Below are 23,848 nucleotides of genomic sequence, written 5' to 3' on the forward strand. Positions count from 1 at the left end.
GCGCGCCTATCCGGGTCAGCTTGACCAGTGCATGACAGCCTAATACTGTATCTATATACAGTATTTTTGGATGTTTCTTTCATGTCTTCCGTGGTCGCCCTAGACCGCCTGCTGGATGCACGTCGCATCTGGCGTGGCCAGGCCGTTGCATCCCCTAAGGCCACCCAACCGACCGGGCATGCCATGCTGGATGCGCTCCTGCCCGCTGGCGGCTGGCCGGATTCGGCGCTCAGCGAGATCCTTTTCGCAGCCCCCGGTATCGGCGAACTGCGCCTGCTGTGGCCGACCCTCGCCAGGCTGACCCGCGCCGGTGAACGTGTCGTGCTGGTCGCCCCACCCCATCGCCTCTGCCCCCAGGCCTGGCTTGCGGCTGGAGTGGATCTGCGCCATCTGGTCATCGTCCAGGCCAAGGACCGCGATGCCTTGTGGAGCGCCGAACAGTGCCTGCGCTCCGGCAGTTGCGCCGCCGTGCTGTGCTGGCCGCGACAGGCCGATGACCGCGCTCTGCGGCGACTGCAGATAGCCGCCGAAACCGGCCAGACCCTGGCCTTTGCCTATCGCCCGCTGCGCGAAGCGGAAAATCCGTCGCCTGCGGCATTGCGCCTGACCCTCGAGGCACAGCCGGTGCAGTTGCGTGTCATCAAGTGCCGCGGTGGCCTGGCTCCGGCCCGGTCGCTACCGGCCAGCGCTTGGCAATAGGTGTGACGATGCTCTGGGCCTGCATTCTGCTGCCGCAACTGGCCATGGACGGCATCCTGCGCCACCGCGACGATGCCGCCGCACCACTGGTTCTACTCGCCGGCCCGCCACAGCGCCGCGTGCTGCAGGCCGTCAACACCGCCGCCCGCAAGCTCGGCCTCAAGCCAGGGCAATCGCTGGTCGCAGCCCAGGCATTGACCCACGACTTCGTCACCGCCGATTACGACCCGCTGGTGATCGAACGCTGGCAGCAGTTCCTGGCGGCCTGGGGTTACGGCTACAGTGCCCAGGTCAGCCTGCACTACCCGCGCTGCTTGCTGCTGGAGGTGCATTCCAGCCTCGGCCTGTTCGGCCCCTGGCCACGATTCGAGACGCGCCTGCGCGACGAGCTCACGGCCCTGGGCTTCCGCCACCGCATCACCCTGGCACCCAACCCGGCGGCCGCGCGCATCCTTGCCAATGCCCACGACGGGCTGGCCGTAACCGATACAGCCACGCTGCATCAGGCGCTCGGGGTACTGCCGATAGAGCGCCTCGGCCTGCCCCGTGAAGTCAGCACATCGCTGGTACGCATGGGCCTGCGCCATCTTCATCAACTGCTCGCCCTGCCGCGCGACAGCCTGGCCAGACGCTTTCCGGCCGAAGTGCTGGCCCAGCTCGACACCCTGCTCGGGCATCGGCCGCTGCCTCTGGAGTTCTACCGCCCGCCGGATGTCTTCGACACCCGCATCGAACTGAATTTCGAGGTCGAGTCCCACCAGGCTCTGCTGTTTCCATTGCGCAGACTGACCGCAGACTTGGCCGCCTTTCTCGCCGGGCGGGACAGCGGCGTCCAGCGTTTCAGTCTGTACCTGGAACATCGCACCCTGCCCGACAGCGAGGTGCCGGTCGGCCTGCTCAGTACCGAACGCGAGCCCGCCATGCTGTTCGAACTGACCCGTGGCCGCCTCGAGCACCTGCAACTGCCGGCCCCCGTCCTGGCCGTGCGTCTGCTGGCTCGTGATCTGCCAGCCTTCACGCCGGCCCATCAGGCCTTGTTCGACGAGCGCCCGCAACAGAATGTGCCCTGGGAGCAACTGCGCGAACGCCTCCGCGCCCGACTGGGCGACAATGCCGTGGTCTCGCTAAGCGCACGAGCGGACCACCGCCCGGAATGCGCCTGGCGGGAAAACAGCCTCGCCCACACCGAGCCATTGCCTCACGTGGGGTTGCGCCCCGGCTGGCTGCTGAGCACCCCGCAGCCCTTACGCGAAGAGGGTCTGCTCACCCTGGCTGGCCCCGAGCGCATCGAGTCCGGCTGGTGGGATGGTGCCGACGCGCGGCGCGACTACTATCGGGTGCAAACCACTACCGGCCAACAGGGTTGGGCGTTTCGCGCCCTTACCGGCGGGCCGCTGCTGCTGCACGGCTGGTTCGCATGAACGCCGAATATGCCGAGCTGCACTGCCTGTCCAACTTCAGCTTCCAGCGGGGAGCATCCAGCGCGCGCGAACTCTTCGAGCGCGCCAAGCGCCAGGACTATGACGCTCTGGCGATCACCGATGAATGCAGCCTGGCCGGTATCGTGCGCGCCTGGCAGGCCTCGAAGGACACCGGTCTGCCGCTGATCATCGGCAGCGAGGTGCAGATCGAAGAGGGGCCCAAACTGGTCTTGCTGGTAGAAAACCTGATCGGCTACCAGGCCTTGTGCCAGCTGATCACCCGTGCCCGCCGGCGGACCGAAAAAGGTCGTTACCAGGCGCTGCGCAAAGACCTGAGCGAATGGTCGCTAGAGGGGCTGCTGGCGATCTGGCTGCCCGGCCACGATAGTGCCGACACCGAAGGTCGATGGCTGCTCGAGCACTTTCGCGATCGCCTCTGGCTCGGCATCGAACTGCATCGGGGGCCGGACGACGCGCTGCAGCTGCGGCAATCCCTGACCCAGGCTTCACGCCTGGGCATACCCGCCGTGGCCTGTGGCGACGTGCACATGCATGCCCGCGGTCGCCGGGCATTGCAGGACTGCATGACCGCCATCCGCCACCATCTGCCGGTCGCCGAGGCCGGATGCCACCTCTTTCCCAATGGCGAACGCCACCTGCGGTCGCGCGAGGAGCTGGCCCAGCTCTATCCAGCCGCACTGCTTGCCGAAACCCTTCGCATCAGCCAGCGCTGCCATTTCCAGCTCGACCAGCTGAAATATCACTACCCCCACGAACTGGTCCCGCCTGGACATGACACCACCTCATGGTTGCGCAAGCTGGTCGAGGATGGCGCACGCTGGCGCTGGCCGGACGGCATCCCGGAAAAGGCCCGCGCGCAGCTCGAACATGAACTGGAGCTGATCGCCGACCTGCATTACGAAAGCTATTTCCTGACCGTGCATGACATCGTCCGCTTTGCCCGCGAGCGGGGCATTCTCTGCCAGGGTCGCGGCTCGGCGGCCAACTCGAGCGTCTGCTTCGTGCTGGGCATCACCGAACTCGACCCGGTACGCAGCAAACTGTTGTTCGAGCGTTTCCTCTCCCGCGAGCGCAACGAGCCGCCCGATATCGACGTGGATTTCGAGCACGACCGCCGCGAGGAGGTCATCCAGTACGTCTTTCAACGCTACGGGCGTAATCGCGCCGCCCTCACCGCCGTCGCCAGCAGCTACCGCGCCACCGGCGCCCTGCGGGATGTCGCCAAGGCGCTGGGCCTGCCGCCGGATCAGATCAACGCCCTGGCCGGCTGCTGTGGACGCTGGAGTGAGCACATACCCGACGACTCGCGACTGCGCGAGGCCGGCTTCGACCCGGACAATCCGGTTCTGCGCCGGGTCCTGGTGCTGACCAAGGCGCTCATCGGTTTTCCTCGCCATCTTTCCCAGCACCCTGGCGGTTTCGTGATCTCCGAGCAACCGCTCGATACTCTGGTGCCGATCGAGAATGCCAGCATGGCCGACCGCACGGTGATTCAGTGGGACAAGGACGATCTCGATGCGGTCGGTCTGCTCAAGGTCGACGTGCTGGCACTGGGCATGCTCAGCGCGATACGTCGCTGTTTCGACCTGATCGAACACTATCGCGGTACGCGCTGGACCCTCGCCACGCTGCCCGCGGAGGACAAGCCCACCTACGAGATGATCAGTCGGGCCGACACTATCGGCGTCTTTCAGATCGAATCGCGGGCGCAAATGGCCATGCTGCCGCGCCTGCGTCCCAAGACCTTCTACGATCTGGTCATCCAGGTTGCCATCGTCCGCCCCGGGCCGATCCAGGGCGACATGGTGCATCCTTACCTGCGTCGACGTAACAATGAAGAAAAGGTGGATTACCCGTCCGAAGAACTGAAACCGGTATTCGAACGCACCCTTGGCGTGCCCCTTTTTCAGGAACAGGTGATGGAACTGGCGATCGTGGCGGCCGAATACACGCCAGACGAGGCCGACAAACTGCGCCGTGCCATGGCCGCCTGGAAGCGTCACGGCAGCCTGGAGCCCCACCGCGTGCGACTGACCGAGCGAATGCTCGCCAAAGGCTACCAGCCCGACTTCATCGCGCGGATCTTCGAGCAGATCAAAGGGTTCGGCAGCTACGGTTTTCCCGAATCGCACGCGGCGAGTTTTGCCCTGCTCACCTATGCCAGCAGCTGGCTGAAGTGCCACGAACCGGCGGCATTTGCCTGCGCGCTGATCAACAGCTGGCCGATGGGCTTCTACAACCCCGACCAGATTCTCCAGGACGCCCGCCGCCACGGGCTGGAAATCCGCCCGGTGGACGCTCGCTACAGCGGCTGGGATTGCAGCCTCGAGCCATGCCACCAGGAACAACCGGCAATCCGCCTGGGGCTACGCATGGTGCGCGGCTTTCGGGAAGCCGATGCCCAGCGCATCGAAGCCGCACGCCTACGCCAGCCATTCACGGACATCCATGACCTGTGCCTGCGCGCCGAGCTCGAACCGCGTGCGCGTGAGCAGCTCGCCGATGCCGGCGCCCTGCGCGGCCTGGCCGGCCATCGACATCGAGCGCGTTGGGCAGTCGCCGGAATCGAACCACAGCTGCCGCTGTTCGCCAGCCTGCCCGCACCGGAGGAAACCTCCATCAACCTGCCACTGCCTTCGGTGAGCGAAGACCTTTTCAACGACTACGCGACCCTCGGCACGACACTGGGACCGCATCCCCTGGCCTTGCTGCGGGAAGAATTGAAAGCCCGGCGCTGTCGCAGCTCACGGGAACTGGCCACAATCGAGCATGGCCGCCCGGTCAGCGTTGCAGGCTTGGTGATCGGCCGACAACGCCCACAGACCGCCAGCGGCGTCATCTTCGTCACCCTGGAAGACGAGTTCGGCATGGTCAATGTGGTGGTCTGGCGCGACCTGGCCGAGCGCCAGAGGCGGCCCTTGATCCAGTCGCAACTGCTTCGCGTGGATGGCCATCTGGAGTCAGCCAGCAATGTACGACACCTCATTGCCGGCCGCTTGAGCGACCTCACGCCCCTGCTCACCGGGCTTGATGTGCGCAGCCGGGATTTTCAATAGTCCTCTCTTCGCCCTGAAGTCCGTGGCACCAGCCTGCTGTATCCAGAGCTAATCACGCACATTGCTACGGCGGCCCCGTGCTGTAGTCCTACTCAACTTCGCCGGTGTCGGCGAGCGGTCAGGGTGGTCTCCTGGATCAAACCAATCAATCGTCCAGGAGCCGGCCTGGAGTGGTGGGCGCGCCCGGTCGCGGACACACCAGATCATCGCTTTCGCACCAGCACCGGTATCCGGTGCTTGCCGCTCAGACCTGTGAGGGTCTGCTCGTCATCGGCCGGTAGCACCACCCTTTCGGCCTCGATGCCCTTGTATTCAGGGCCATGCGTACGCGCGCACTGAATGGGCAATGATCGTATTAGTAGAGCTTCATCGGAGCACCTTCGAATCAGGGTTTGTACGGACGACCCACGCATTACAGTTTTGTCTTGCATCGGACAACCGACAGAAGGGTGACAACGCACTCCCTCCTCCGCGAGCAATCTGACTTCACACCCGGCAACGCCCAGCCCGTCATAATTCGCCCCTCGCCGACAACTGGCGAATGCGATCAGCCGTGCGGCAGGCGATGGCCTGAATCGTCAACGACGGGTTCACCCCGCCTGACGTAGGAAACACCGATCCGTCGCAGATCCACAGGTTTGGTATGTCCCAGCTGCGGCAGTCGGCATCCACCACGCTGGTCGCCGGATCGAACCCCATGCGTGCGGTGCCCATCAAATGCGCGGTGCCGTCCGCTTCGCTCCATATGTTGCGCGCGCCCATGCCGTTGAGGCCGCAGCGCATGAAGTCCACGGCATGTTCGACCAGTCGCTGGTCGTTGTCGCCCATTGACCAGGTGACGCGGGCAATCGGCAGGCCATACTGATCCTTCTCGTCCGCCAGGGTGACCCGGTTGCGTTCCTGCGGCAGCGTCTCGCCGACGATCTTTAGCCCCACCTGATGGTTGTACTTCTGCATTTCGTCCACCAATGCCTGACCCCAGAGGCCACGATTGCCGGTCTGGGTCGCGGCCCAGGCGGCGGGCAGCGGGCCCTGGCTCATGATGGCGTAGCCGCCATGGAAGTTCTTGCCGCGATCTTCGTAGTTCCAGTGCTCGGTGATCGCCAGTGAGGGTGGCCCCTTGTACCAGCGTATTTCCTCGTCGACCTCGCCCCATACCGCCTGGTTGTTATGCACCATGAGGTTCTTGCCGACCAGTCCGCTGCTATTGGCAAGCCCGTCCGGGTAGTGTGCGTTGGCCGAATTGAGCAACAGCCGGGGCGTCTCGATGGCATAGCCGGCGACGATGACATGACGGGCATGCTGGAAGCGCCACTCGCCGTCGCGCTGGTAATGCACGCCGCTGACAAGCCCATCGCTGCCCGTTTCGATGCGCCCGACCATCGCCAGATCGCGGATCTCTGCGCCGGCTTTCAATGCCCGCGGAATCCAGGTGTTGAGCACGCTCTGCTTGGCGTTGGTGGAGCAGCCGGTGACACAGAAGCCGCGGTAGACACAGGGTGGTGCGTTATCGCGCGGCGCCGAAAGGGTCGCCAGCGGTGTCGGCGCCCAGGCCACGCCCATCGCTTCGCAGGCCTTGGCCAGTGCCAGACCGGAGGCGTTCACCTCATGCTGTCGATAAGGGTAGCGGGGGCGCTTCGGTCCCCAGGGGTAGCGCACCGGGCCGGCGATCTTCAGGGCCTGCTCAACTTCTTCGTAGTAATGCCACATCTCCTGCCAGCCGATAGGCCAGTCGAAGCCATAGCCCAGCAGCGAACGCGACTTGAACCACTCCGGACGCATGCGCAGCGAGACCATGGCGAAGTGCACCGTGCTGCCGCCAACCGATTTGCCGCTGTTGTTGGTGCCGAGCTTGAGTGGATTCTCCCCGTCGCACAGACGCTCGTCGGTCCAGAAGAGCTTCTCCTGGTGCGCTTCATCTGAGGCGAACTCTTCCAGTGGTCGCCACCACGCACCGGCATCGAAGGCGACCACCGAGAAGCCGGCCTCGGCGAGCTTGCACGCCAGCGTCCCACCACCGGCTCCAGTTCCGGCGATGGCGAAATCAACCGCCTCGTGCTGAGGATATTCGCGCATTGGCACCCAGCCGCCGCGGCGAAACACATCCGGTGCCTGACCATGGCGGCCGCGTGGGGTATGGAGGGCATCGAACCAGCGATCAGCGGACATGGCGGTTCAGTTTCCGTGCCGTGGCTTCCCTGCCAGGATGGGCTTCGGCGGCTTCCCAGCTGTCGCGACTGTCCTCGGCGAGGCGCACGTAGCCGCGTGGACTGGCCGGCCCGCCAAAGCCAAGTTCGTTCCAGGCGGTCGGGTGACTGTAATAGGCAGCGCTGATGTCGTGCACCACACGATGGCTGAAGAAGGCGGCTGCAGGAAGTCCACGCCAGGCATCGCTTTGCAGCTCGTCGCGCTGCATGGCGGCGATCATTGCGTCCTGCTCTGCTGCGGCCAGCTCTGCAAAGCAGTGTCCGTGCCGCTGCCGCGCTTCGCTGTCGAGCGCGTCGAGACCGAGCGGCCAGGCTTGTTGCAGCGGTGGCAAACGCACGTCACGGTAGCCATCGCCACGTCCTTCGGCGACCTTGAGCTGCACCAGCGCGGCGACAGGTATCGGTGGTCGATCCGTTGGCTGAGGGACAATGCGATCACATAACGCCTGCAACGTGCGTCGCTGCGTCACGCTGAAAAAGTGATTCTCGGGCGGCACGGCCAGGCGTCGATCGACGACCTGACGGCTCGGCTCGTTCCAGGACGGCCCCTGGCGTTTGCGCAACACGTCGTAGTCGGGATAACGGTTGGTCATCATTTCCACCATCGGTATTGGGCCAGTTCCCTTTCTTCATCCAGCAGCGAATGCGCTGCCAGCCCCGCCAGCGCGAGGCCGGTGAAGCTCGGCGGCGCCGGCAGGGGTGGGCCGGCCTGCAAGTTCTGTCGCCAATTGCGCCAACCACCGTTGTTGCGGGCGAGGCCCAAGGCATGGAAACCGGCACCGGCGAACCCCATAAAGGCGGTAAAGCGCAGGATCAGGCGTGACAACCAGCGCAGCCGCTGGCGTCGTGGACTGCTCAGGGCGCTGGCTGCCAACAGGCCAGCGGCCAGCGGAGGTGCAGTCACCGGCAGGTACATGGCCGGGTTTTGAAACGAGCCGCGAAAGTGCAGCAGCCCGGCTTCGGCGGTGGTGCCGAGCAGCCCCGCAGCGGCCATCAACGCGACGGATTTGCCGGCCGGCAGGCCCAAGACACGCGGCGCGGCATCGCTACTCGTGTTGCGCAATTGCTCGCTGTAGTAACCGAGCAGCCCGGAGAGCACCAACGCGGCGGGCGCGCCGAGTGGCGCTGCGTAAAAAAGGTTGCTCCAGCTCATGCCTCCGGGTCGCTTGGTCACGTTGTAAAGATGAAAGCCTGCACCGGCGAGCCCGGTCAGCCCTGTCAGTATGTAGATAGGGTCCCGCACCTTGCTGAGCATGGCGTCCGGATCCTGCTGGCCTTGACCGCTGGCCAGCAGCGACAGTGTGGAGATGATCAGCGGCGTGTACATGGCACGGTTCTGGAAGTCGCCGCGGTAGTGTTCCAGTGCGCTGTCCAGCGCCACCGAGGTGGCCAGCAAGCCGGCACCGCGATTCAGTGTGCGCGCAGCGTCGACCATGGTGCCCTGGCTCGGGGTGAACAGCAGACCACGACTGCGTTTCTCATGCTTTTGCCAGCTCAACGCAGCGATCCCCAGAGCAGTGGTCGCGCCAACAGCCAGCACCCTGAGTTGCGTGCGTGAAACCATGGGTCCTCCGTCAGATGATGTAGCGCCGGGCATCCGCCTCACGCAGCCGCAGTCCGTGGCCAGGGCGCGTCAGGTCGGGTGCGATATGGCCATCCTTTAACAGCGGAGCCCCTTCGAACAGCATCGATTCCAGCCGCACATGGTCGTGGAACCATTCCTGATGACGAAAGCGAGGCGCCGCGCAGCCAATGTGCAGGTGCAACGCTGGTGCGCAGTGTGCCGAAAGGTCGAGATGGAAGGCCTCGCATACCGCTGCCGCCTGGAGGAATCCGGTTACACCGCCGCAGCGCGTCAGGTCCGCCTGCAGCACGTCTACCACGCCATTTTCAGCGAGGCGACGGAAATCATCCGGCGTATAGGCATACTCGCCAGCCGCCACCTCCATGGCCTGGCCGCTGGCATCCAGCGCCTGGCGAACCTCGCGCAGCCCGACCAGATCATCCGAGCTGACCGGCTCCTCGAACCAGCCGACCTGCTGCTCAGCCACACGATGCGCAAAGGCGATGGCACTTCGCGGCGTATGAGCGCCGTTGGCATCGATGAACAGCCCGGCCTCGCCAATTGCCTCGCGCGCTGCGCCGACACGTTCGGCATCGCCTGGCACATCGGCGCCGATCTTCATCTTCACCCAGCGACAGCCGTCCTCGTGGACCCACTGGCCAAGCTGCTCTTGAAGCCGGGTGTCGTCATAGCCGGTAAAGCCACCACTCCCGTACACGGGGATGCGCTCGCGGCGGGCGCCCAGCAGCTGCACCAGAGGCAGGTCGAGTAGTCGCGCCTTGAGGTCCCAGAGTGCCGTGTCCACCGCCGATATGGCGCAGGCGGCGAGCCCGGAGCGGCCCAGGTTGCGTACGCTGGCCCAGAGCCGCTCGTTGATCTGGCCGATAGAGAACGCGTCCGCCCCTTCGAGCAAATCGCGAAAGTGACCCTCGATCAGCTGAACCAGCGACGCGTCGGCATAGGTGTAGCCCAGGCCGGTCTCACCTCCGGCCTCGATCTGCACCACCACCAAAGTGGTGGCGTTCCACTGGAAAGTACCGTCGGCTTCGGGCGCATCGGTCGGGATCCGGTAGGCCGCCACGCGCAAGGTGCGGATGGTGGTGCCAGGCCGGAACGTCACTTTTCTTCCTTGTGGTGCCCTGGCATCACGGAGCCGAGCACCTGCTTGGCGGTCTGCTTGATGATGCCGCCCTGATCCGGGTCGCCATGCAGCAATACCGAGGCATAGGCCTTGGCCTGCTCCAGCTTGATATGGGGCGGCAGCGGCGGCACGTTAGGGTCGGTCTTGAACTCCAGCAATACCGGTCGGTCAGCTGCCAGCGCTTGTTCCCAGGCGGCGGCGACGCCGTCCTCGCGATCACAGAAGATGCCCTTTAAGCCGATCGACTCGGCGAACTTGTGATAGGGCACGTCCGGGATGTTCTGCGAGGCCTCGAACTTCGGGTCGCCTTCCATCACGCGCTGTTCCCAGGTCACCTGGTTGAGATCTTCGTTGTTGAACACGCAGCAGATCCACTTGGAGCTGGGCCATTCCTTCCAGTATTTGGCGACGGTGATCAGTTCGGCCATGTTGTTCATCTGCATGGCGCCATCGCCGACCAAAGCCACCACGGGGCGGTCCGGATAGGCGAACTTGGCAGCGATGGCATAGGGCACCGCGGCACCCATCGAGGCCAGGCCGCCCGATAGCGAGCACATCATGCCGCGACGGATCTTGATGTCACGAGCGAACCAGTTGGCGCAGGAACCCGAGTCGCTGGTGATGATGGCCTGGTCCGGCAGGCGCGGCGACAGTTCCCAAGCCACACGCTGCGGGTTGATCGGGTTGGCGGTGGCCATGGCCCGCTCTTCCAGCTCTTCCTCCCATTTACCGCGCCATTTCTCGACCTGCTGCCGCCAACTGCGGTCGGTCTTTTCCTTGAGCAAGGGCAGCAGTGCGCGGAGGGTCTCCGTAGATTGCCCCTGGAGGTTCACCTCCATCGGGTAGCGGATGCTCAGCATGTCGGCCTTGATGTCGATCTGCACGCCGCGCGCCTGGCCTTCCTCGGGCAGGAATTCGGAATAGGGGAAGCCCGAGCCGATCATCAGGAAGGTGTCGCACTCGGTCATCAGTTTGTAGCTCGGCTCGGTCCCGAGCAGCCCGATGGAGCCGGTGACCCAGGGCAGGTCGTCCGGCAGCACCGCCTTGCCGAGCAGCGCCTTGGCCGCGCCGGCGCCGAGCTTCTCGGCCACTGCGATGACTTCGTCGGTCGCCTCCAGCGCCCCAGCACCGACCAAGATGGCCACTTTCTTGCCGGCATTGAGCACCTCGGCGGCGCGCTGCAGGTCGGCGTCATAGGGCACCATCTTGGGCCGGGTGTAGCCAATGCCGGATTTCACCGCGCCGTGCGAGCGCGGCGGCTCAGTGTATTCAGCTTCCTGCAGATCGTTCGGCAGGACAATCGCCGCCACACGGCGTTCGCCATAGGCGGTGCGGATCGCGCGGTCGACGAGATGGCGCACCTGTGCAGGCGCGCTCGCCTGCTGGACGAACGCGCCTGCAACGTCCTTAAACATGGCGGACAGATCGATCTCCTGCTGATAATGCGCACCCAGCGCGGTACGCGCCTGTTGGCCACAGATCGCCAGCACCGGCATGTGATCAAGCCGCGCATCGTAAAGGCCGGTAAGCAGGTGCGAGGCACCGGGACCGGAAGTGGACAGGCAGACCCCCAGCCCACCGCTGAACTTCGCATCGGCCGACGCCATGAAAGCGGCCATTTCTTCGTGTCGGGCCTGGATAAAGCGGATCTTGCCACCGGCGCGATTCAGTGCGCCGAGTACGCCGTTGATGCCGTCGCCAGGGTACCCGTATATGCGCCGCACGCCCCACTGGTAAAGCCGTTCAACAAGATAATCTCCGACAGTCATGCTACTCATGATCTACTCCTCTATTGGCCATTTCGCCTAGCTGTCTCGGTCTCCTGCGGATCGGCATGCCAGCTCGCGCTTGTACCCATTGGGAAGGCTCGGAGCCGGAAAATGCGGCGAGCAATCAGGCGAGCAACCATCTGTGCATCGGACATAGCGGCCGACGTCCCCGGCGACACCTTTGTCGAGCTGGAGTGATCCCAGACGCGCGAAACGGGATGTTTTTCTGCGATGCCGGTAGCATCGACTAGTTCCAGCGATCTTCCGGATGGACGTTTGATAAGCCGCGGCGCGAAGGATAGCCACTGGATCCGGTATGGGCGTTTCCCTACGGTCAGCCCGACAAGGATGGCAACGCCACTGCGATGCATCGCATGAACGACTCGGCGTGGCGCAAGGCAAGGAAACGGGCGGCCGCGATGTACGAGCAGCGCTTCAAGCGAACGGCTCCGGCGGGTTTTGCATCAATCCGCGTGCATGACCTGAAGCACACGTTCGGTCGCAGGCTTCGCGCCGCAGGCGTGACGGAGGAAGACAGGAAGGTCCTGTTGGGTCACAAGAACGGCAGCATCACCAGCCACTACTCGGCGGCCGAACTGGGCAAGCTGATCGATGAGGCCAACAAGATATCGGCGACGGATTCGAGGGGACCGGCGCTGACGATACTGAGGAGGAAGGCAGGATGAAAAAGTCCCCCCAAAAGTCCCCACACTGCCACGCGCGGACCGGACAAAAAAAATCCAGTCACCGCTAAGCAACTGGATTTTCTAGGGAATTTTGGTCGGGACGGAGTGATTCGAACACTCGACCCCTTGCACCCCATGCAAGTGCGCTACCAGGCTGCGCTACGCCCCGACTAATGCTATCAGCACTGCTGAAAGCGGGAAGAACTATACATTAAGCATCTGAAAATGTGAAAGTTTTTTCGATGCCCCTTGCTACTTTCGGAGCACCTGAAGGACTTCTTCCAACTCCGAGATCATCTGACGGATCAGTTGCTTGTACTGCGTCGTATCTTCCCGTGCTTCCTCGCCTGACATACGCTGGCGGGCTCCTCCGATCGTGAAGCCCTGCTCGTAGAGAAGCGAACGAATCTGACGAATCATCAGGACGTCCTGACGCTGGTAGTAACGTCGATTACCACGGCGCTTCACTGGGTTGAGCTGGGGGAATTCCTGCTCCCAATAACGCAAAACGTGAGGCTTCACCGCGCAGAGCTCGCTGACCTCTCCGATAGTGAAGTAACGTTTGCCCGGTATCGTCGGGAGTTCGTCGTTATGACTTGGTTCCAGCATATGCTTCGACCCTGGCTTTGAGCTTCTGCCCTGGACGGAACGTTACAACACGACGTGCCGTGATAGGAATTTCCTCTCCAGTTTTAGGATTACGTCCTGGGCGCTGTCGCTTGTCGCGCAGGTCAAAATTGCCGAAACCGGATAGCTTGACCTGTTCATTGTGCTCGAGCGCCTGACGAATCTCCTCGAAAAACAGCTCGACCAGTTCCTTGGCCTCGCGCTTATTCAAGCCCAGCTCTTCATATAGACGTTCCGCCATTTCAGCTTTCGTCAGAGCCCCCATACGCTATTTCCTTAACGTGGCATTGAACCTTTCTTCCAAGGAGGTGAGGATCTTCTGCATCGTTTCGTTCACCTCATCGTCGTTTAGAGTGCGCGAAGGGTGCTGCCAGGTCAAGCCGACTGCCACACTTTTGCTAAGAGGATCAATACCTTTTCCCTGATAGACGTCAAATAGCTTGAGGTCGGTCAGATTAGCGCCCGCGACGACGCGAATGCAGTCCAGTATGTCCTGAGCCATCACCTCACGCCCGACCAGAACCGCAAGGTCCCGACGGACTTCCGGAAAGCGCGAAAGCTCGGCGAAGGACGGCATACGCCCTTCGGCTATCTCAGCAAGCTTGAGCTCAAATAGATAGACAGGCTGATCGATACCCAACGTGCTCGCCAGTTCGGGGTGCAAACTGCCAACAAATCCGACCAACTGCCCATCACGTTCGACCCGAGCGGTTTGGCCTGGGTGCAATGCTGGATGCTCACCTGGCACGAAACGATAGGCGCCAGCGTTGCCGGCAAACGCGAGCAATGCTTCGACATCTGCCTTGACGTCGAAAAAGTCCACCGTTTCGCTGGTATTCGCCCAACCCTCGGGCTCACGACTACCCGTCACCACACCTGCCAACATGGCGTCCTGCTCGAGCCCGGGCAGCTGACCAACAAATCGCAACCCCGCCTCGAACAGGCGAACGCGCGACTGCTGTCGATTGAGGTTGTATTGCAATGCCTTGACCAACCCTGGCCAGAGCGATGCGCGCATTGCAGCCATATCTGCCGAAATCGGATTGGCCAGCTCCAAAGGTTTCACGCCAGGGCTGAACAGCTCGAACAGCTTGGGATCGATGAAGCTGTAGGTGATCGCTTCTTGATAACCACGCGCCACCAACAAACGTCGCAGCAATGGCAGCTCCGCACGCGCTTCGGGCTTCGCAACGGGAGCGAGACGGGCCTGCGGGTAACGTACGGGTAGACGGTCATAGCCGTACAGGCGTCCCAGTTCCTCGATCAGATCGACCTCCAGGCTGATGTCGAATCGATGACTCGGAACGGAAACCTGACAACGCCCCTCAGCCTCCTGTGCAACGGTGAGCCCCAGCGAGGTCAGCAAGCGCACTACTTCGCCATGGTCCAGCTCCAACCCCAACATCTGGTTGATGCGCTCGGCACGTAGGGTTACCGGGGCAATATTTGGCAGATCACCTTCGCTGACCGCCTCGACGATCGGGCCCGCCTCTCCACCAACGATTTCGAGGAGCAAATTGGTCGCCCGCTCCATTGCACGACGTGGAAGCTGCGAGTCGACGCCACGCTCGAAGCGATGCGAGGCATCCGTATGCAGGCCGTATGAGCGCGCCTTGCCTGCCAACGCGATGGTGTCGAAGAACGCACTTTCGAGAAAGATGCTGCGAGTGGAGGCGCTCACACCGCTGTGTTCCCCCCCCATGACCCCGGCGATAGCAAGCGGTCGCTCATGGTCGGCGATTACCAACGTATCGCTGCGCAAGATGATCTCCTGGCCGTCCAGCAGAACCAGCTTTTCGCCTTCGTCTGCCATACGGACCCGAATGCCGCCCTTGATCTCATCGAGATCGAATGCGTGCAACGGCTGACCCAGCTCAAGCATCACGTAGTTAGTGACATCGACAACCGCATCGATGCTGCGAATATCGGAGCGACGCAGGCGCTCTACCATCCAGAGAGGCGCCGGACGCGACAAGTCGACATTGCGGATTACCCGTCCGAGATAGCGTGGGCATGCCTTCGGCGCCAACACCTCGACCGGGCGTACATCTTCATGAGCGATATTGGCCACGCCGACTTCCACCGGACGCACTTCGGCACCATAGATAGCACCGACTTCCCGAGCCAAACCGGCTAGAGAGAGGCAATCGCCACGATTGGGTGTCAAACCGATCTCAATAGACACATCATCGAGCCCGAGATACTCGCGCAGATCTGTACCAACCGGCGCACCAGCTGCCAGCTCCATCAGACCGCTGTCGTCGCTGCCTATCTGCAGCTCGGTTTCAGAACACAGCATGCCGTTGGATTCAACGCCACGCAGCTTGGCCTTTTTGATCTTGAAATCACCCGGCAACTGGGCCCCGATCATGGCGAAAGGAATCTTCAGTCCAGGGCGCACGTTTGGCGCGCCGCACACCACCTGAAAAGTCTCCTTGCCGTTGCTGACCTGGCAAACTCTGAGCTTGTCGGCATCAGGGTGCTGCGCTGTTTCCAGCACCTCGCCGACGATCACGCCACTGAAGCTGCCTGCAACCGGCGTCACGGCATCGACTTCAAGCCCAACCATGGACAGGCGGGCAACCAACTCTTCACGCGAAACCTGCGGATTAACCCAGCTCCGCAGCCACTGTTCACTGAATTTCATCCTGTTCTCCTAAATATGCGTTGACGGTCGGCGGCACTAGCGAAATTGCGCAAGGAACCGCAGGTCATTGTCGAAGAACAGGCGCAAATCATTGACGCCGTAACGCAGCATGGAAAGGCGCTCGACGCCCATGCCAAAGGCGAAACCGGAATAGCGCTCCGGATCGATTCCCGACATCCGCAATACGTTTGGATGCACCATGCCGCAACCCATGACCTCGAGCCAGCCGGTCTGCTTGCAGACACGACAACCCTTGCCGCTACACATCACGCACTGCATGTCGACTTCCGCAGACGGCTCGGTGAAAGGGAAGAACGATGGACGGAAGCGCACGCCAAGTGGCTTCTCAAAGAACACGCGGAGGAACTCCTCAATAGTTCCCTTGAGGTCCGCGAAGCTGACACCTTCGTCGACCAGCAGACCTTCGACCTGATGAAACATCGGCGAGTGGGTGATATCCGAGTCGCAGCGATAGACGCGGCCTGGGCATACGATTCGAATTGGTGGCTGGCGAGATTCCATGGTGCGCACCTGCACGGGCGAAGTGTGTGTGCGCAGCAACATGTTGGCATTGAAGTAGAAAGTGTCGTGCATCGCCCGCGCGGGATGATGCCCCGGAATATTCAGCGCTTCGAAGTTGTGATAGTCGTCTTCAACCTCTGGGCCCTCCGCAACGCTGTAGCCGATATGACTGAAGAACTGTTCGACTCGCTCCAGCGTACGGGTCACCGGATGCAACCCGCCGGACGCGTCACCGCGGCCCGGCAAGGTTACATCGATTCGCTCAGCAGCCAGCTTGGCTTCTAGCTCAGCCTGTTCCAGATCGGCCTTGCGAGCATTGAGCACATCCTGCACCTGATTCTTGGCAGCGTTGATCAACGCGCCGGCCTGCGGACGCTCTTCGGCAGACAGCTTACCCAGCGTTTGCATCAGCTGAGTCAGCTCGCCCTTCTTGCCAAGGTACTGAACACGGACCTGCTCAAGGGCACCGATGTCTTCGCTTCGTTGCACGGCCTCTAGCGCTTGCGAGACCAGTGCATCCAGATTTTCCATGTACATAACCTCCAGAGGTTCTTGCAGAACCGCACTGGCTAGATGCCTCATGCAGGCTGTCGCCAAGCGCACTTTTGCAAAAGCCCCTTCCAGATACGAAATAGGGGAAGAGCACAAGGCTCTTCCCCTATCGATGACTTACAACGAATCCGAAGATCCGTGATTGCCGGGGCTTAAGCCAGAGAAGCTTTGGCTTTCTCGACAATCGCAGCAAAGGCTGCTTTTTCGTTCACTGCCAGATCGGCCAGAACCTTGCGATCGATCTCGATGGCCGCCTTCTTCAGACCGGCGATCAAACGGCTGTAGGACAGACCGTTGACACGAGCACCGGCGTTGATACGGGCGATCCACAGAGCGCGGAACTGACGCTTGCGCTGACGGCGGTCACGGTAGGCGTACTGGCCTGCCTTGATTACCGCCTGCTTGGCAACGCGGAATACGCGAGAACGCGCACCGTAGTAGCCTTTGGCGAGTTTCAGAATTTTCTTGTGACGGCGACGGGCAACGACGCCACGCTTAACACGAGCCATGAGTTATTCCTCTGAGTCTTGACCGGATCAACGAACGCGCAGCATGCGCTCCACTTTTGCGACGTCGGACGGATGCACTTGCGAGCAACCGCGCAGCTGACGCTTACGCTTGGTGGTCATCTTGGTCAGGATGTGGCTCTTGAAAGCGTGCTTGTGCTTGAAGCCGTTAGCAGTCTTCTTGAAGCGCTTCGCAGCACCACTTTTGGTTTTCATCTTTGGCATGTTCGGTACTCCACATTGTGGGTGATTACAAATAACCGCAAGGCCTGCCAGTGCCCTGGAGGTTACTTTTTCTTCTTGGGAGCGATGACCATGATCAGCTGGCGTCCTTCCATCTTCGGATGCTGCTCGACCGAACCGTATTCAGCGAGATCTGTCTCGACCCGCTTCAACAGTTCCATCCCCAGCTCCTGATGAGCCATCTCACGACCGCGGAATCGCAAGGATACCTTGGCCCTGTCCCCGTCACTCAGGAAACGCACCAGGTTACGTAGCTTGACCTGGTAGTCCCCCTCCTCCGTCCCTGGACGAAACTTTACTTCTTTGACCTGAACCTGCTTCTGGTTCTTCTTCGCCGCAGCGACCTGCTTCTTCTTCTCGAAAAGGTGCTTGCCGTAATCCATGATCCGGCACACCGGAGGATTCGCATCGGCAGAGATCTCAACCAGATCCAGTTTGGCCTCTTCTGCAACCTGCAGCGCTTCATCAATCGAGACGATGCCAATCTGCTCGCCATCAGCGCCAATCAAACGGACCTCACGAGCCGAGATATTCTCGTTGATCGGGGCCTTGGGTGCAGTTCGTTTATCCTGTCTCATTTCACGCTTAATAGTCATTACTCCAATTCTTGGCGACCACGCCGGGAAACCGCCTGTGCCAACAGCTGCGCGAATTGATCGAGGGGCATGGAGCCCAAATCGACGCCTTCACGGGTGCGCACAGCAACGGATCGAGTCTCAACCTCCCGATCCCCGATAACCAAGAGATAAGGAGTCTTGAGCAAAGTATGCTCGCGGATTTTAAAGCCGATCTTTTCGTTTCTCAAGTCACACTTGGCACGGAATCCGCTTTGGACAAGGCTTTTCTCGACTTCCATGGCAAACGCAGCCTGCTTGTCGGTGATATTCATGATCACCGCCTGAGTCGGAGCGAGCCAAGCAGGGAATGCGCCAGCGTAGTGCTCGATGAGCATACCGATGAAACGCTCGAACGAACCGAGAATGGCACGGTGCAGCATCACCGGCCGCTGGCGGCTATTATCTTCAGCGACGAAACTGGCATCCAGGCGCTCAGGCAGGTTCGGATCGTACTGCAGGGTGCCGCATTGCCAATTACGCCCCAGGCAATCACGCAAGGTGAACTCGATCTTCGGTCCGTAGAATGCTCCTTCGCCCGGCTGATATTCCCATGCCAGCCCGGACTCGTTGAGCGCCTCGGCCAGCGCACCCTCTGCACGATCCCACAACTCATCGGAGCCGACACGCTTGGCTGGACGAGTGGAGAGCTTCATGGCGATGTCGCTGAAACCGAAATCGGCATAGACCTTGAGCGTCAACTTGATGAAGTCGGCAGCCTCCTTCTTCACCTGCTCTTCGGTGCAAAAGATGTGCGCATCATCCTGAGTGAAGCCGCGCACACGCATGATGCCGTGTAGCGCGCCGGAAGGCTCGTTACGGTGGCAGGCGCCGAACTCAGCCATGCGCAGCGGCAAATCACGATAGGACTTCAGGCCTTGGTTGAAGATCTGCACATGACACGGGCAGTTCATCGGCTTCACCGCATAATCGCGATTCTCCGACGAGGTGGTGAACATGTTCTCGGCGTAGTTGGACCAATGCCCAGACTTTTCCCACAGGATACGATCGACCACCTGCGGCGTACGCACCTCCTGATAGCCGTTCTCGCGCTGCACCTGACGCATGTACTGCTCGAGGTTCTGGTACAGGGTCCAGCCGGCCGGATGCCAGAAGACCATACCCGGCGCTTCCTCTTGCGTATGAAAGAGGTCGAGCTGCTTGCCGATGCGACGATGATCGCGCTTCTCGGCCTCCTCTATGCGCTGGATGTAAGCGGCCAGCTGCTTTTTGTCGGCCCAAGCGGTGCCGTAGATGCGCTGCAGCTGTTCGTTCTTTGAGTCACCACGCCAGTATGCCCCGGAAATGCGGGTCAGCTTGAATGCCTTGAGGAAACGGGTATTCGGCACATGCGGGCCTCGGCACATGTCGACATATTCTTCGTGGTAGTACAAACCCATCGCCTGCTCGTCGGGCATATCCTCGATCAAACGCAGCTTGTAATCCTCGCCCCGGGACTTGAAGACCTCGACGACTTCGGCGCGCGGAGTCATCTTCTTGACGACATCGTAATCACGCTCGATCAGCTCACGCATCCTCTGCTCGATGGCCGCGACATCATCAGGCGTAAAGGGCCGCTCATAGGCGATATCGTAATAAAAGCCTTCATCGATGACCGGCCCAATAACCATGCGCGCAGTCGGATACAGCTGTTTTACTGCATGACCGATCAGGTGCGCACAGGAGTGGCGAATGATATCCAGCCCCTCCTCATCCTTAGGCGTAATGATCTGCAACGAAGCATCCGCGTCGATCAGATCACAGGCATCGACCAATCTACCGTCGACTTTACCGGCGAGCGTCGCCTTGGCCAGGCCAGCACCAATGGACTGAGCCACCTCAGCCACGGTAACCGGGTGATCGAACGAACGCTGACTGCCATCGGGAAGAGTAATAGTGGGCATGGCGCCTCCTCTCCTAGTGGTGACCCGTACCAAAGGCCACATGGGTTGGGATGAGCCAGGAAAGCGACCCGGCGAGCATTCCCACCGCACAGTGGCAGGAGCCTGAAGGCTTACTCTCGACCGGACCGAAGTCACTGGGAAAACACGACTGGCGATACTTTCAGAATGCCGAGATCCTGACAAGCGAGCCAAAAAAAAGGGTCGCTTGCGCGACCCTTTTATTCGAATTGGTAGGCACAATTGGATTCGAACCAACGACCCCCACCATGTCAAGGTGGTGCTCTAACCAACTGAGCTATGTGCCTTCGATGGGGGCGCATTCTAAAGACTCGAAAAAAAAGGTCAAGCGGTTTTTTCAGCTAACTCACTGATATTTGGAAAATTTGAAAAAGCCCCTATCAGCGCTCAGTCACTGGCGAGTCGTGCGACTAAGCGCTAGCATGCGTAAAAGATTCAGAACAGAGATTCCAATATGCCGAACACTCCCTACCCGGCCTCCTATTACGCCGCCACCGTAAACATGACCAAGGAACGCCCGACACTGCAAGAAGCGAAGCAAACGGATGTATGTGTCATCGGCGCCGGGTATACCGGGCTTTCTACCGCGCTGTTCCTGCTCGAAAAGGGCTTCAGCGTAACTGTCCTGGAAGCGGCGAAGGTCGGTTTTGGCGCCTCTGGCCGCAACGGAGGGCAAATCGTCAACAGCTACAGCCGCGACCTCGACAGCATCGAACGAAGCGTCGATAGCTCGGCCGCCAAATTGATCGGTCAAATGGCCTTCGAGGGCGGCAGGATCATCCGCGAGCGGGTCGCACGCTACAACATCCAGTGCGATCTGAAGGACGGCGGCGTGTTTGCGGCGTTAAGCCAGAAACAGATGCATCACCTCGAAGCACAGAAGGCACTGTGGGAACGATATGGCTACCACCAGCTGGAGCTGCTCGATGAGCAGGGCATCAAGCGGGTCGTAGCCAGTGATCGGTACATCGGCGGCATGCTCGACAAGCAAGGCGGCCATATCCATCCGCTTAATCTGGCGCTCGGCGAAGCCGCTGCCGTCGAATCGTTAGGCGGCGTCGTATACGAAAACTCCCCCGCCGTACGAATCGAGCGAGGCGAACAGCCTTTGATACACACCCCCACCGGCAATGTCCGTGCAAAATTCGTGGTGGTCGCCGGCAACGCTTATCTGGGCGATCTGATACCGGAGCTAGCCGCCAAGTCCATGCCCTGCGGAACCCAGGTGATTGCCACTGAGCCGCTCGATGACGAACTAGCGCGCAGCCTCCTCCCTCAGGACTACTGCGTGGAAGACTGCAACTACCTGCTCGATTACTACCGCCTCTCGGCCGACAAGCGCCTTATCTATGGCGGGGGGGTCGTCTACGGAGCTCGAGACCCTGCTGACATCGAATCGATTATCCACCCCAAAATGCTCAAGACGTTCCCGCAGCTGGCCAAGGTGAGTATCGACTACGCGTGGACCGGCAACTTCCTGCTCACGCTCTCCCGACTGCCTCAGGTTGGCCGCCTGGGCAACAATATCTATTATTCGCAGGGTTGCAGTGGGCATGGTGTCACTTACACCCATGTTGCCGGGAAGGTCATCGCCGAAGCATTGAGCGGCCAGGCTGAGCGATTCGATGCATTCGCCAGCCTCCCCCACTATCCATTTCCTGGCGGGCAACGCTTCCAGGCGCCACTCAGCGCACTTGGAGCTCTTTATTACAGCCTGCGCGACAGACTGGGCTTCTGATGATACCTAGCGAGCACCGCACGGCGGCGCCGGCTGGCACGATGCTGGCGACTCCCGCGTGACTGCCGGCAGCGGCGCATCGAAACGAGGGTCGTCTGGCGCTAGACGCTTAGCGCAGGACCGCGCCTGCTGCGCACCGACATGGCATCCACGCTCGGCCAGCACATGCGAAAGATTGAACCAGCCAATGGCGAAGCCTGGGTCCGTAGCGATGCTATCCCGCAACGACCGCTCCGCCATTTCCTTCTGCCCGGCCGCGTACTGACTGTTGGCCAGCGCAAATAACCCGAGCGAAGATCTCCAACGAGCAACCGCCGCCTCGTAGGCGACTCTCGCCGGGCGTACTTGCCCAACCTCCTCGAGATCACTTGCACTACGCAACCAGACGGTTTCTCGTGCCGTCGCCGGAAGCTGATCCGGCTTAAGCGTCACGACGGCCCACCGCTCGGCCTTGGACCAGGTGCGTTCGAAGTCGCGAAAGGAGGCGATCCAACGCTCGGTGGTACCAGAGCGCAACACGAGCCGTTGTTCGACAAGGTCGTAACCCACCACAACGGCGAAATGCCATTGCGGCCACCGATCGAACGCCAGGTTCTGCAGAACCAGAACTGGATTGCCGGCCGCCACTTCCGCCAGCACGTCCTCCAGGCGCGAGCGCAGCGGATATACCAGAAGCCCCGCCGCCCTCGCTGCGGCGACCATTTCCACCTGAAGGCTGCCCCTTCGCTCTGGGATGTACACCTGATCCACGAGCACATCCGGATCAGCAGGAATGCCCCGCTGCGCCAGCATGGTAGCAAGCGCAGCCGGCCCGCACTGATAGGCTTCCTGCGGGTAGAACGGCACTTCGGTCAGCTCAGCCGCAGACGGAAGGCCTGCATCGTCGATGGAAATTCTCGACGATGCACAGCCTCCGACCAGTCCGGCCAACAGCAGTACCAGCAGCAGTCGACTCAACGGTTGATGCAATTGACGAAATTGAAGATGTTGGTCGCGCAGAGCATGTCAGTGATGATGAAGATGACTAGGAACAGAACGATCACGCCGACGACGCCGGCACCAGCAGGCGCCTGATCAAGCTGCTGATTGAATTGCGCCAGTTCGGCCGCAGTCAGGCTATTGATGCGCTTCTCGACCTGGTCACGCTCAACACCCATCGATTCGAGCTTCTTCTGCACGTCCTGGTCGTCCAGCATGGTCAGCAGTTGCTGCCGATCCACCTGCTGCTGTTGTTCCGTAACGACTTCCGGCGTACCGATCATGGCCGCTTGCGCCAATGGGATCTGAGCCACCAAAAGCAGATGCAGGGCGGCGAGCATCGCCGCGATACGCTTGAGCAGTGGGGAATTGAACATCGTGGTCACTCCTTGTTTTCGTTGACTGCTGGATTGCACAACGCCATCAGACGCAATAACAGCGCTTCGGTTCCCGTCTGGCCGTACCGGCAGAATACCCGCAGCCCTGCATACTTCAGATCACGTCCGTATCGGCACTATTCATAATAGTCGCGTTCCCAAACCCCAGAAGAGAAAGGAGATGTCATGTTCCGACTCAATCGCAATGCTCTGATCATCGCCACCGCTGTGCTGCTATTGGCCGCGTGCAAGAGCACCACGCAACCATCGGTCGCTGATACGCCAACTCAGAGGCAGGGGCATTGTAATTCCGATGTGGTACAGCACTTTGTAGGTAGAACAGCGACCCCTGAAGTCCTTGAGCAAGCGAGGCAACTTTCCAATGCCGAAAGAGCACGGATCCTGCGCCCCGACGATATCGTTACCCTGGAATACAATCCGCGGAGACTCAACATCAATACCGACGCAAACATGAAGATCGAACGCGTCAGCTGCGGTTGAGTAAGCCGAGACTGCCACGGACCACTCGGTAATGATGCCGAGCGGTCCGGAGTTCTA

At 61.2% G+C, this 23,848-nt stretch carries 20 protein-coding genes, 2 tRNA genes and 1 pseudogene; 6 read left to right on the forward strand and 17 right to left on the reverse strand.

The features are described from left to right. Positions 1 to 81 precede the first annotated feature (81 nt). From imuA to OUY36_RS12610, 3 genes are read left to right on the forward strand one after another with little or no spacing between them, the layout of a single operon-like run. Positions 82 to 699, forward strand: a complete 618-nt coding sequence (gene imuA, locus OUY36_RS12600; RefSeq protein WP_267934507.1) for a translesion DNA synthesis-associated protein ImuA — start codon at positions 82 to 84, stop codon at positions 697 to 699. Between the two features lie 8 nt (positions 700 to 707). Next, entirely contained in the window at positions 708 to 2,120 is a 1,413-nt protein-coding gene (locus OUY36_RS12605) for a Y-family DNA polymerase (RefSeq protein ID WP_267934508.1), read from the forward strand. Then, positions 2,117 to 5,197 (forward strand): error-prone DNA polymerase, encoded by a 3,081-nt coding sequence (locus OUY36_RS12610; RefSeq protein ID WP_267934509.1) that lies wholly within the window; start codon positions 2,117 to 2,119, stop codon positions 5,195 to 5,197. Before OUY36_RS12605 ends, OUY36_RS12610 begins: the two co-directional genes overlap by 4 nt. 510 nt (positions 5,198 to 5,707) lie before the next feature. Here OUY36_RS12610 and OUY36_RS12615 read toward each other — a convergent pair. The 5 genes from OUY36_RS12615 to OUY36_RS12635 are packed head-to-tail and all read right to left on the reverse strand — an operon-like array spanning position 5,708 to position 11,887. Next, entirely contained in the window at positions 5,708 to 7,366 is a 1,659-nt protein-coding gene (locus tag OUY36_RS12615; protein ID WP_267934511.1) for a GMC family oxidoreductase, read from the reverse strand. Then, positions 7,356 to 7,997 carry a gluconate 2-dehydrogenase subunit 3 family protein gene (locus OUY36_RS12620; RefSeq protein ID WP_110778984.1) on the reverse strand — a complete coding sequence of 214 codons (642 nt, stop codon included), beginning with the start codon at positions 7,995 to 7,997 and terminating at the stop codon, positions 7,356 to 7,358. Before OUY36_RS12620 ends, OUY36_RS12615 begins: the two co-directional genes overlap by 11 nt. Continuing rightward, positions 7,997 to 8,968, reverse strand: a complete 972-nt coding sequence (locus OUY36_RS12625) for a hypothetical protein (RefSeq protein ID WP_218276915.1) — start codon at positions 8,966 to 8,968, stop codon at positions 7,997 to 7,999. The genes OUY36_RS12620 and OUY36_RS12625 overlap by 1 nt, the downstream gene beginning before the upstream one ends. Positions 8,969 to 8,978: 10 nt before the next feature. Beyond that, positions 8,979 to 10,088 carry an enolase C-terminal domain-like protein gene (locus OUY36_RS12630; RefSeq protein WP_267934513.1) on the reverse strand — a complete coding sequence of 370 codons (1,110 nt, stop codon included), beginning with the start codon at positions 10,086 to 10,088 and terminating at the stop codon, positions 8,979 to 8,981. Then, positions 10,085 to 11,887 carry a thiamine pyrophosphate-requiring protein gene (locus OUY36_RS12635; RefSeq protein WP_267934514.1) on the reverse strand — a complete coding sequence of 601 codons (1,803 nt, stop codon included), beginning with the start codon at positions 11,885 to 11,887 and terminating at the stop codon, positions 10,085 to 10,087. The genes OUY36_RS12630 and OUY36_RS12635 overlap by 4 nt, the downstream gene beginning before the upstream one ends. Positions 11,888 to 12,183: 296 nt before the next feature. On the opposite strand from OUY36_RS12635, the pseudogene OUY36_RS12640 reads away from it, so the two are divergent. Next, a pseudogene (locus OUY36_RS12640) lies at positions 12,184 to 12,564 on the forward strand (tyrosine-type recombinase/integrase); the annotation flags it as partial. A gap of 92 nt (positions 12,565 to 12,656) precedes the next feature. Here the strand turns inward: OUY36_RS12640 and OUY36_RS12645 are convergent. From OUY36_RS12645 to OUY36_RS12690, 10 genes are all read right to left on the reverse strand, one after another. After that, positions 12,657 to 12,733 (reverse strand) — tRNA-Pro (locus tag OUY36_RS12645). Positions 12,734 to 12,816: 83 nt separating this feature from the next. Beyond that, positions 12,817 to 13,173, reverse strand: coding sequence for a MerR family transcriptional regulator (locus OUY36_RS12650; RefSeq protein WP_063541047.1), 357 nt, complete (start codon positions 13,171 to 13,173; stop codon positions 12,817 to 12,819). Continuing rightward, positions 13,154 to 13,456, reverse strand: coding sequence for an integration host factor subunit alpha (gene ihfA / locus OUY36_RS12655; RefSeq protein WP_003282572.1), 303 nt, complete (start codon positions 13,454 to 13,456; stop codon positions 13,154 to 13,156). Before ihfA ends, OUY36_RS12650 begins: the two co-directional genes overlap by 20 nt. A 3-nt stretch (positions 13,457 to 13,459) precedes the next feature. Further along, positions 13,460 to 15,838, reverse strand: a complete 2,379-nt coding sequence (gene pheT, locus OUY36_RS12660; protein WP_267934516.1) for a phenylalanine--tRNA ligase subunit beta — start codon at positions 15,836 to 15,838, stop codon at positions 13,460 to 13,462. A gap of 36 nt (positions 15,839 to 15,874) precedes the next feature. Beyond that, positions 15,875 to 16,891, reverse strand: coding sequence for a phenylalanine--tRNA ligase subunit alpha (pheS, locus tag OUY36_RS12665; RefSeq protein WP_267938170.1), 1,017 nt, complete (start codon positions 16,889 to 16,891; stop codon positions 15,875 to 15,877). Positions 16,892 to 17,064: 173 nt separating this feature from the next. Then, positions 17,065 to 17,421 (reverse strand): 50S ribosomal protein L20, encoded by a 357-nt coding sequence (gene rplT / locus OUY36_RS12670; protein ID WP_003282569.1) that lies wholly within the window; start codon positions 17,419 to 17,421, stop codon positions 17,065 to 17,067. Between the two features lie 27 nt (positions 17,422 to 17,448). Then, entirely contained in the window at positions 17,449 to 17,643 is a 195-nt protein-coding gene (rpmI, locus tag OUY36_RS12675; RefSeq protein WP_003298367.1) for a 50S ribosomal protein L35, read from the reverse strand. A gap of 62 nt (positions 17,644 to 17,705) precedes the next feature. Then, positions 17,706 to 18,257 (reverse strand): translation initiation factor IF-3, encoded by a 552-nt coding sequence (infC, locus tag OUY36_RS12680; RefSeq protein ID WP_172974169.1) that lies wholly within the window; start codon positions 18,255 to 18,257, stop codon positions 17,706 to 17,708. After that, complete coding sequence (gene thrS, locus OUY36_RS12685) at positions 18,257 to 20,179, reverse strand: threonine--tRNA ligase (protein ID WP_102840359.1); 1,923 nt, start codon at positions 20,177 to 20,179, stop codon at positions 18,257 to 18,259. Before thrS ends, infC begins: the two co-directional genes overlap by 1 nt. A gap of 228 nt (positions 20,180 to 20,407) precedes the next feature. Continuing rightward, positions 20,408 to 20,484 (reverse strand) — tRNA-Val (locus OUY36_RS12690). 167 nt (positions 20,485 to 20,651) lie between these two features. Here OUY36_RS12690 and OUY36_RS12695 point away from each other — a divergent pair. Continuing rightward, a complete protein-coding gene (locus tag OUY36_RS12695) occupies positions 20,652 to 21,935 on the forward strand; it encodes an NAD(P)/FAD-dependent oxidoreductase (protein WP_267934517.1) in 1,284 nt (427 codons plus the stop codon). Positions 21,936 to 21,941: 6 nt separating this feature from the next. Here the strand turns inward: OUY36_RS12695 and OUY36_RS12700 are convergent, their stop codons facing one another. Beyond that, positions 21,942 to 22,892, reverse strand: coding sequence for a PA2778 family cysteine peptidase (locus OUY36_RS12700; RefSeq protein ID WP_267934518.1), 951 nt, complete (start codon positions 22,890 to 22,892; stop codon positions 21,942 to 21,944). Continuing rightward, the gene (locus OUY36_RS12705) at positions 22,889 to 23,290 is read right to left on the reverse strand and encodes a PA2779 family protein (RefSeq protein WP_063541042.1); all 402 of its coding nucleotides are present in this window, start codon (positions 23,288 to 23,290) and stop codon (positions 22,889 to 22,891) included. Before OUY36_RS12705 ends, OUY36_RS12700 begins: the two co-directional genes overlap by 4 nt. A 186-nt stretch (positions 23,291 to 23,476) precedes the next feature. Between OUY36_RS12705 and OUY36_RS12710 the strand changes: the two genes are divergently transcribed. After that, complete coding sequence (locus OUY36_RS12710; protein ID WP_267934520.1) at positions 23,477 to 23,791, forward strand: I78 family peptidase inhibitor; 315 nt, start codon at positions 23,477 to 23,479, stop codon at positions 23,789 to 23,791. Positions 23,792 to 23,848: the final 57 nt, after the last annotated feature.

Source organism: Stutzerimonas sp. R40042 (genome assembly GCF_026642215.1).
In the GTDB taxonomy this organism is placed as follows: domain Bacteria; phylum Pseudomonadota; class Gammaproteobacteria; order Pseudomonadales; family Pseudomonadaceae; genus Stutzerimonas; species Stutzerimonas frequens.

Bases quoted from the DNA above. Each gene is read 5' to 3' on its own strand.
- OUY36_RS12635 (WP_267934514.1), bottom strand. From the start codon at position 11,887: ATGAGTAGCATGACTGTCGGAGATTATCTTGTTGAACGGCTTTACCAG.
- OUY36_RS12610 (WP_267934509.1), top strand. From the start codon at position 2,117: ATGAACGCCGAATATGCCGAGCTGCACTGCCTGTCCAACTTCAGCTTC.
- ihfA (WP_003282572.1), bottom strand. From the start codon at position 13,456: ATGGGGGCTCTGACGAAAGCTGAAATGGCGGAACGTCTATATGAAGAG.
- pheS (WP_267938170.1), bottom strand. From the start codon at position 16,891: ATGGAAAATCTGGATGCACTGGTCTCGCAAGCGCTAGAGGCCGTGCAA.
- OUY36_RS12650 (WP_063541047.1), bottom strand. From the start codon at position 13,173: ATGCTGGAACCAAGTCATAACGACGAACTCCCGACGATACCGGGCAAA.
- OUY36_RS12705 (WP_063541042.1), bottom strand. From the start codon at position 23,290: ATGTTCAATTCCCCACTGCTCAAGCGTATCGCGGCGATGCTCGCCGCC.
- OUY36_RS12620 (WP_110778984.1), bottom strand. From the start codon at position 7,997: ATGACCAACCGTTATCCCGACTACGACGTGTTGCGCAAACGCCAGGGG.
- imuA (WP_267934507.1), top strand. From the start codon at position 82: ATGTCTTCCGTGGTCGCCCTAGACCGCCTGCTGGATGCACGTCGCATC.
- rpmI (WP_003298367.1), bottom strand. From the start codon at position 17,643: ATGCCAAAGATGAAAACCAAAAGTGGTGCTGCGAAGCGCTTCAAGAAG.
- OUY36_RS12710 (WP_267934520.1), top strand. From the start codon at position 23,477: ATGTTCCGACTCAATCGCAATGCTCTGATCATCGCCACCGCTGTGCTG.
- OUY36_RS12605 (WP_267934508.1), top strand. From the start codon at position 708: ATGCTCTGGGCCTGCATTCTGCTGCCGCAACTGGCCATGGACGGCATC.
- OUY36_RS12615 (WP_267934511.1), bottom strand. From the start codon at position 7,366: ATGTCCGCTGATCGCTGGTTCGATGCCCTCCATACCCCACGCGGCCGC.
- infC (WP_172974169.1), bottom strand. From the start codon at position 18,257: ATGACTATTAAGCGTGAAATGAGACAGGATAAACGAACTGCACCCAAG.
- OUY36_RS12695 (WP_267934517.1), top strand. From the start codon at position 20,652: ATGCCGAACACTCCCTACCCGGCCTCCTATTACGCCGCCACCGTAAAC.
- thrS (WP_102840359.1), bottom strand. From the start codon at position 20,179: ATGCCCACTATTACTCTTCCCGATGGCAGTCAGCGTTCGTTCGATCAC.
- OUY36_RS12625 (WP_218276915.1), bottom strand. From the start codon at position 8,968: ATGGTTTCACGCACGCAACTCAGGGTGCTGGCTGTTGGCGCGACCACT.
- pheT (WP_267934516.1), bottom strand. From the start codon at position 15,838: ATGAAATTCAGTGAACAGTGGCTGCGGAGCTGGGTTAATCCGCAGGTT.
- rplT (WP_003282569.1), bottom strand. From the start codon at position 17,421: ATGGCTCGTGTTAAGCGTGGCGTCGTTGCCCGTCGCCGTCACAAGAAA.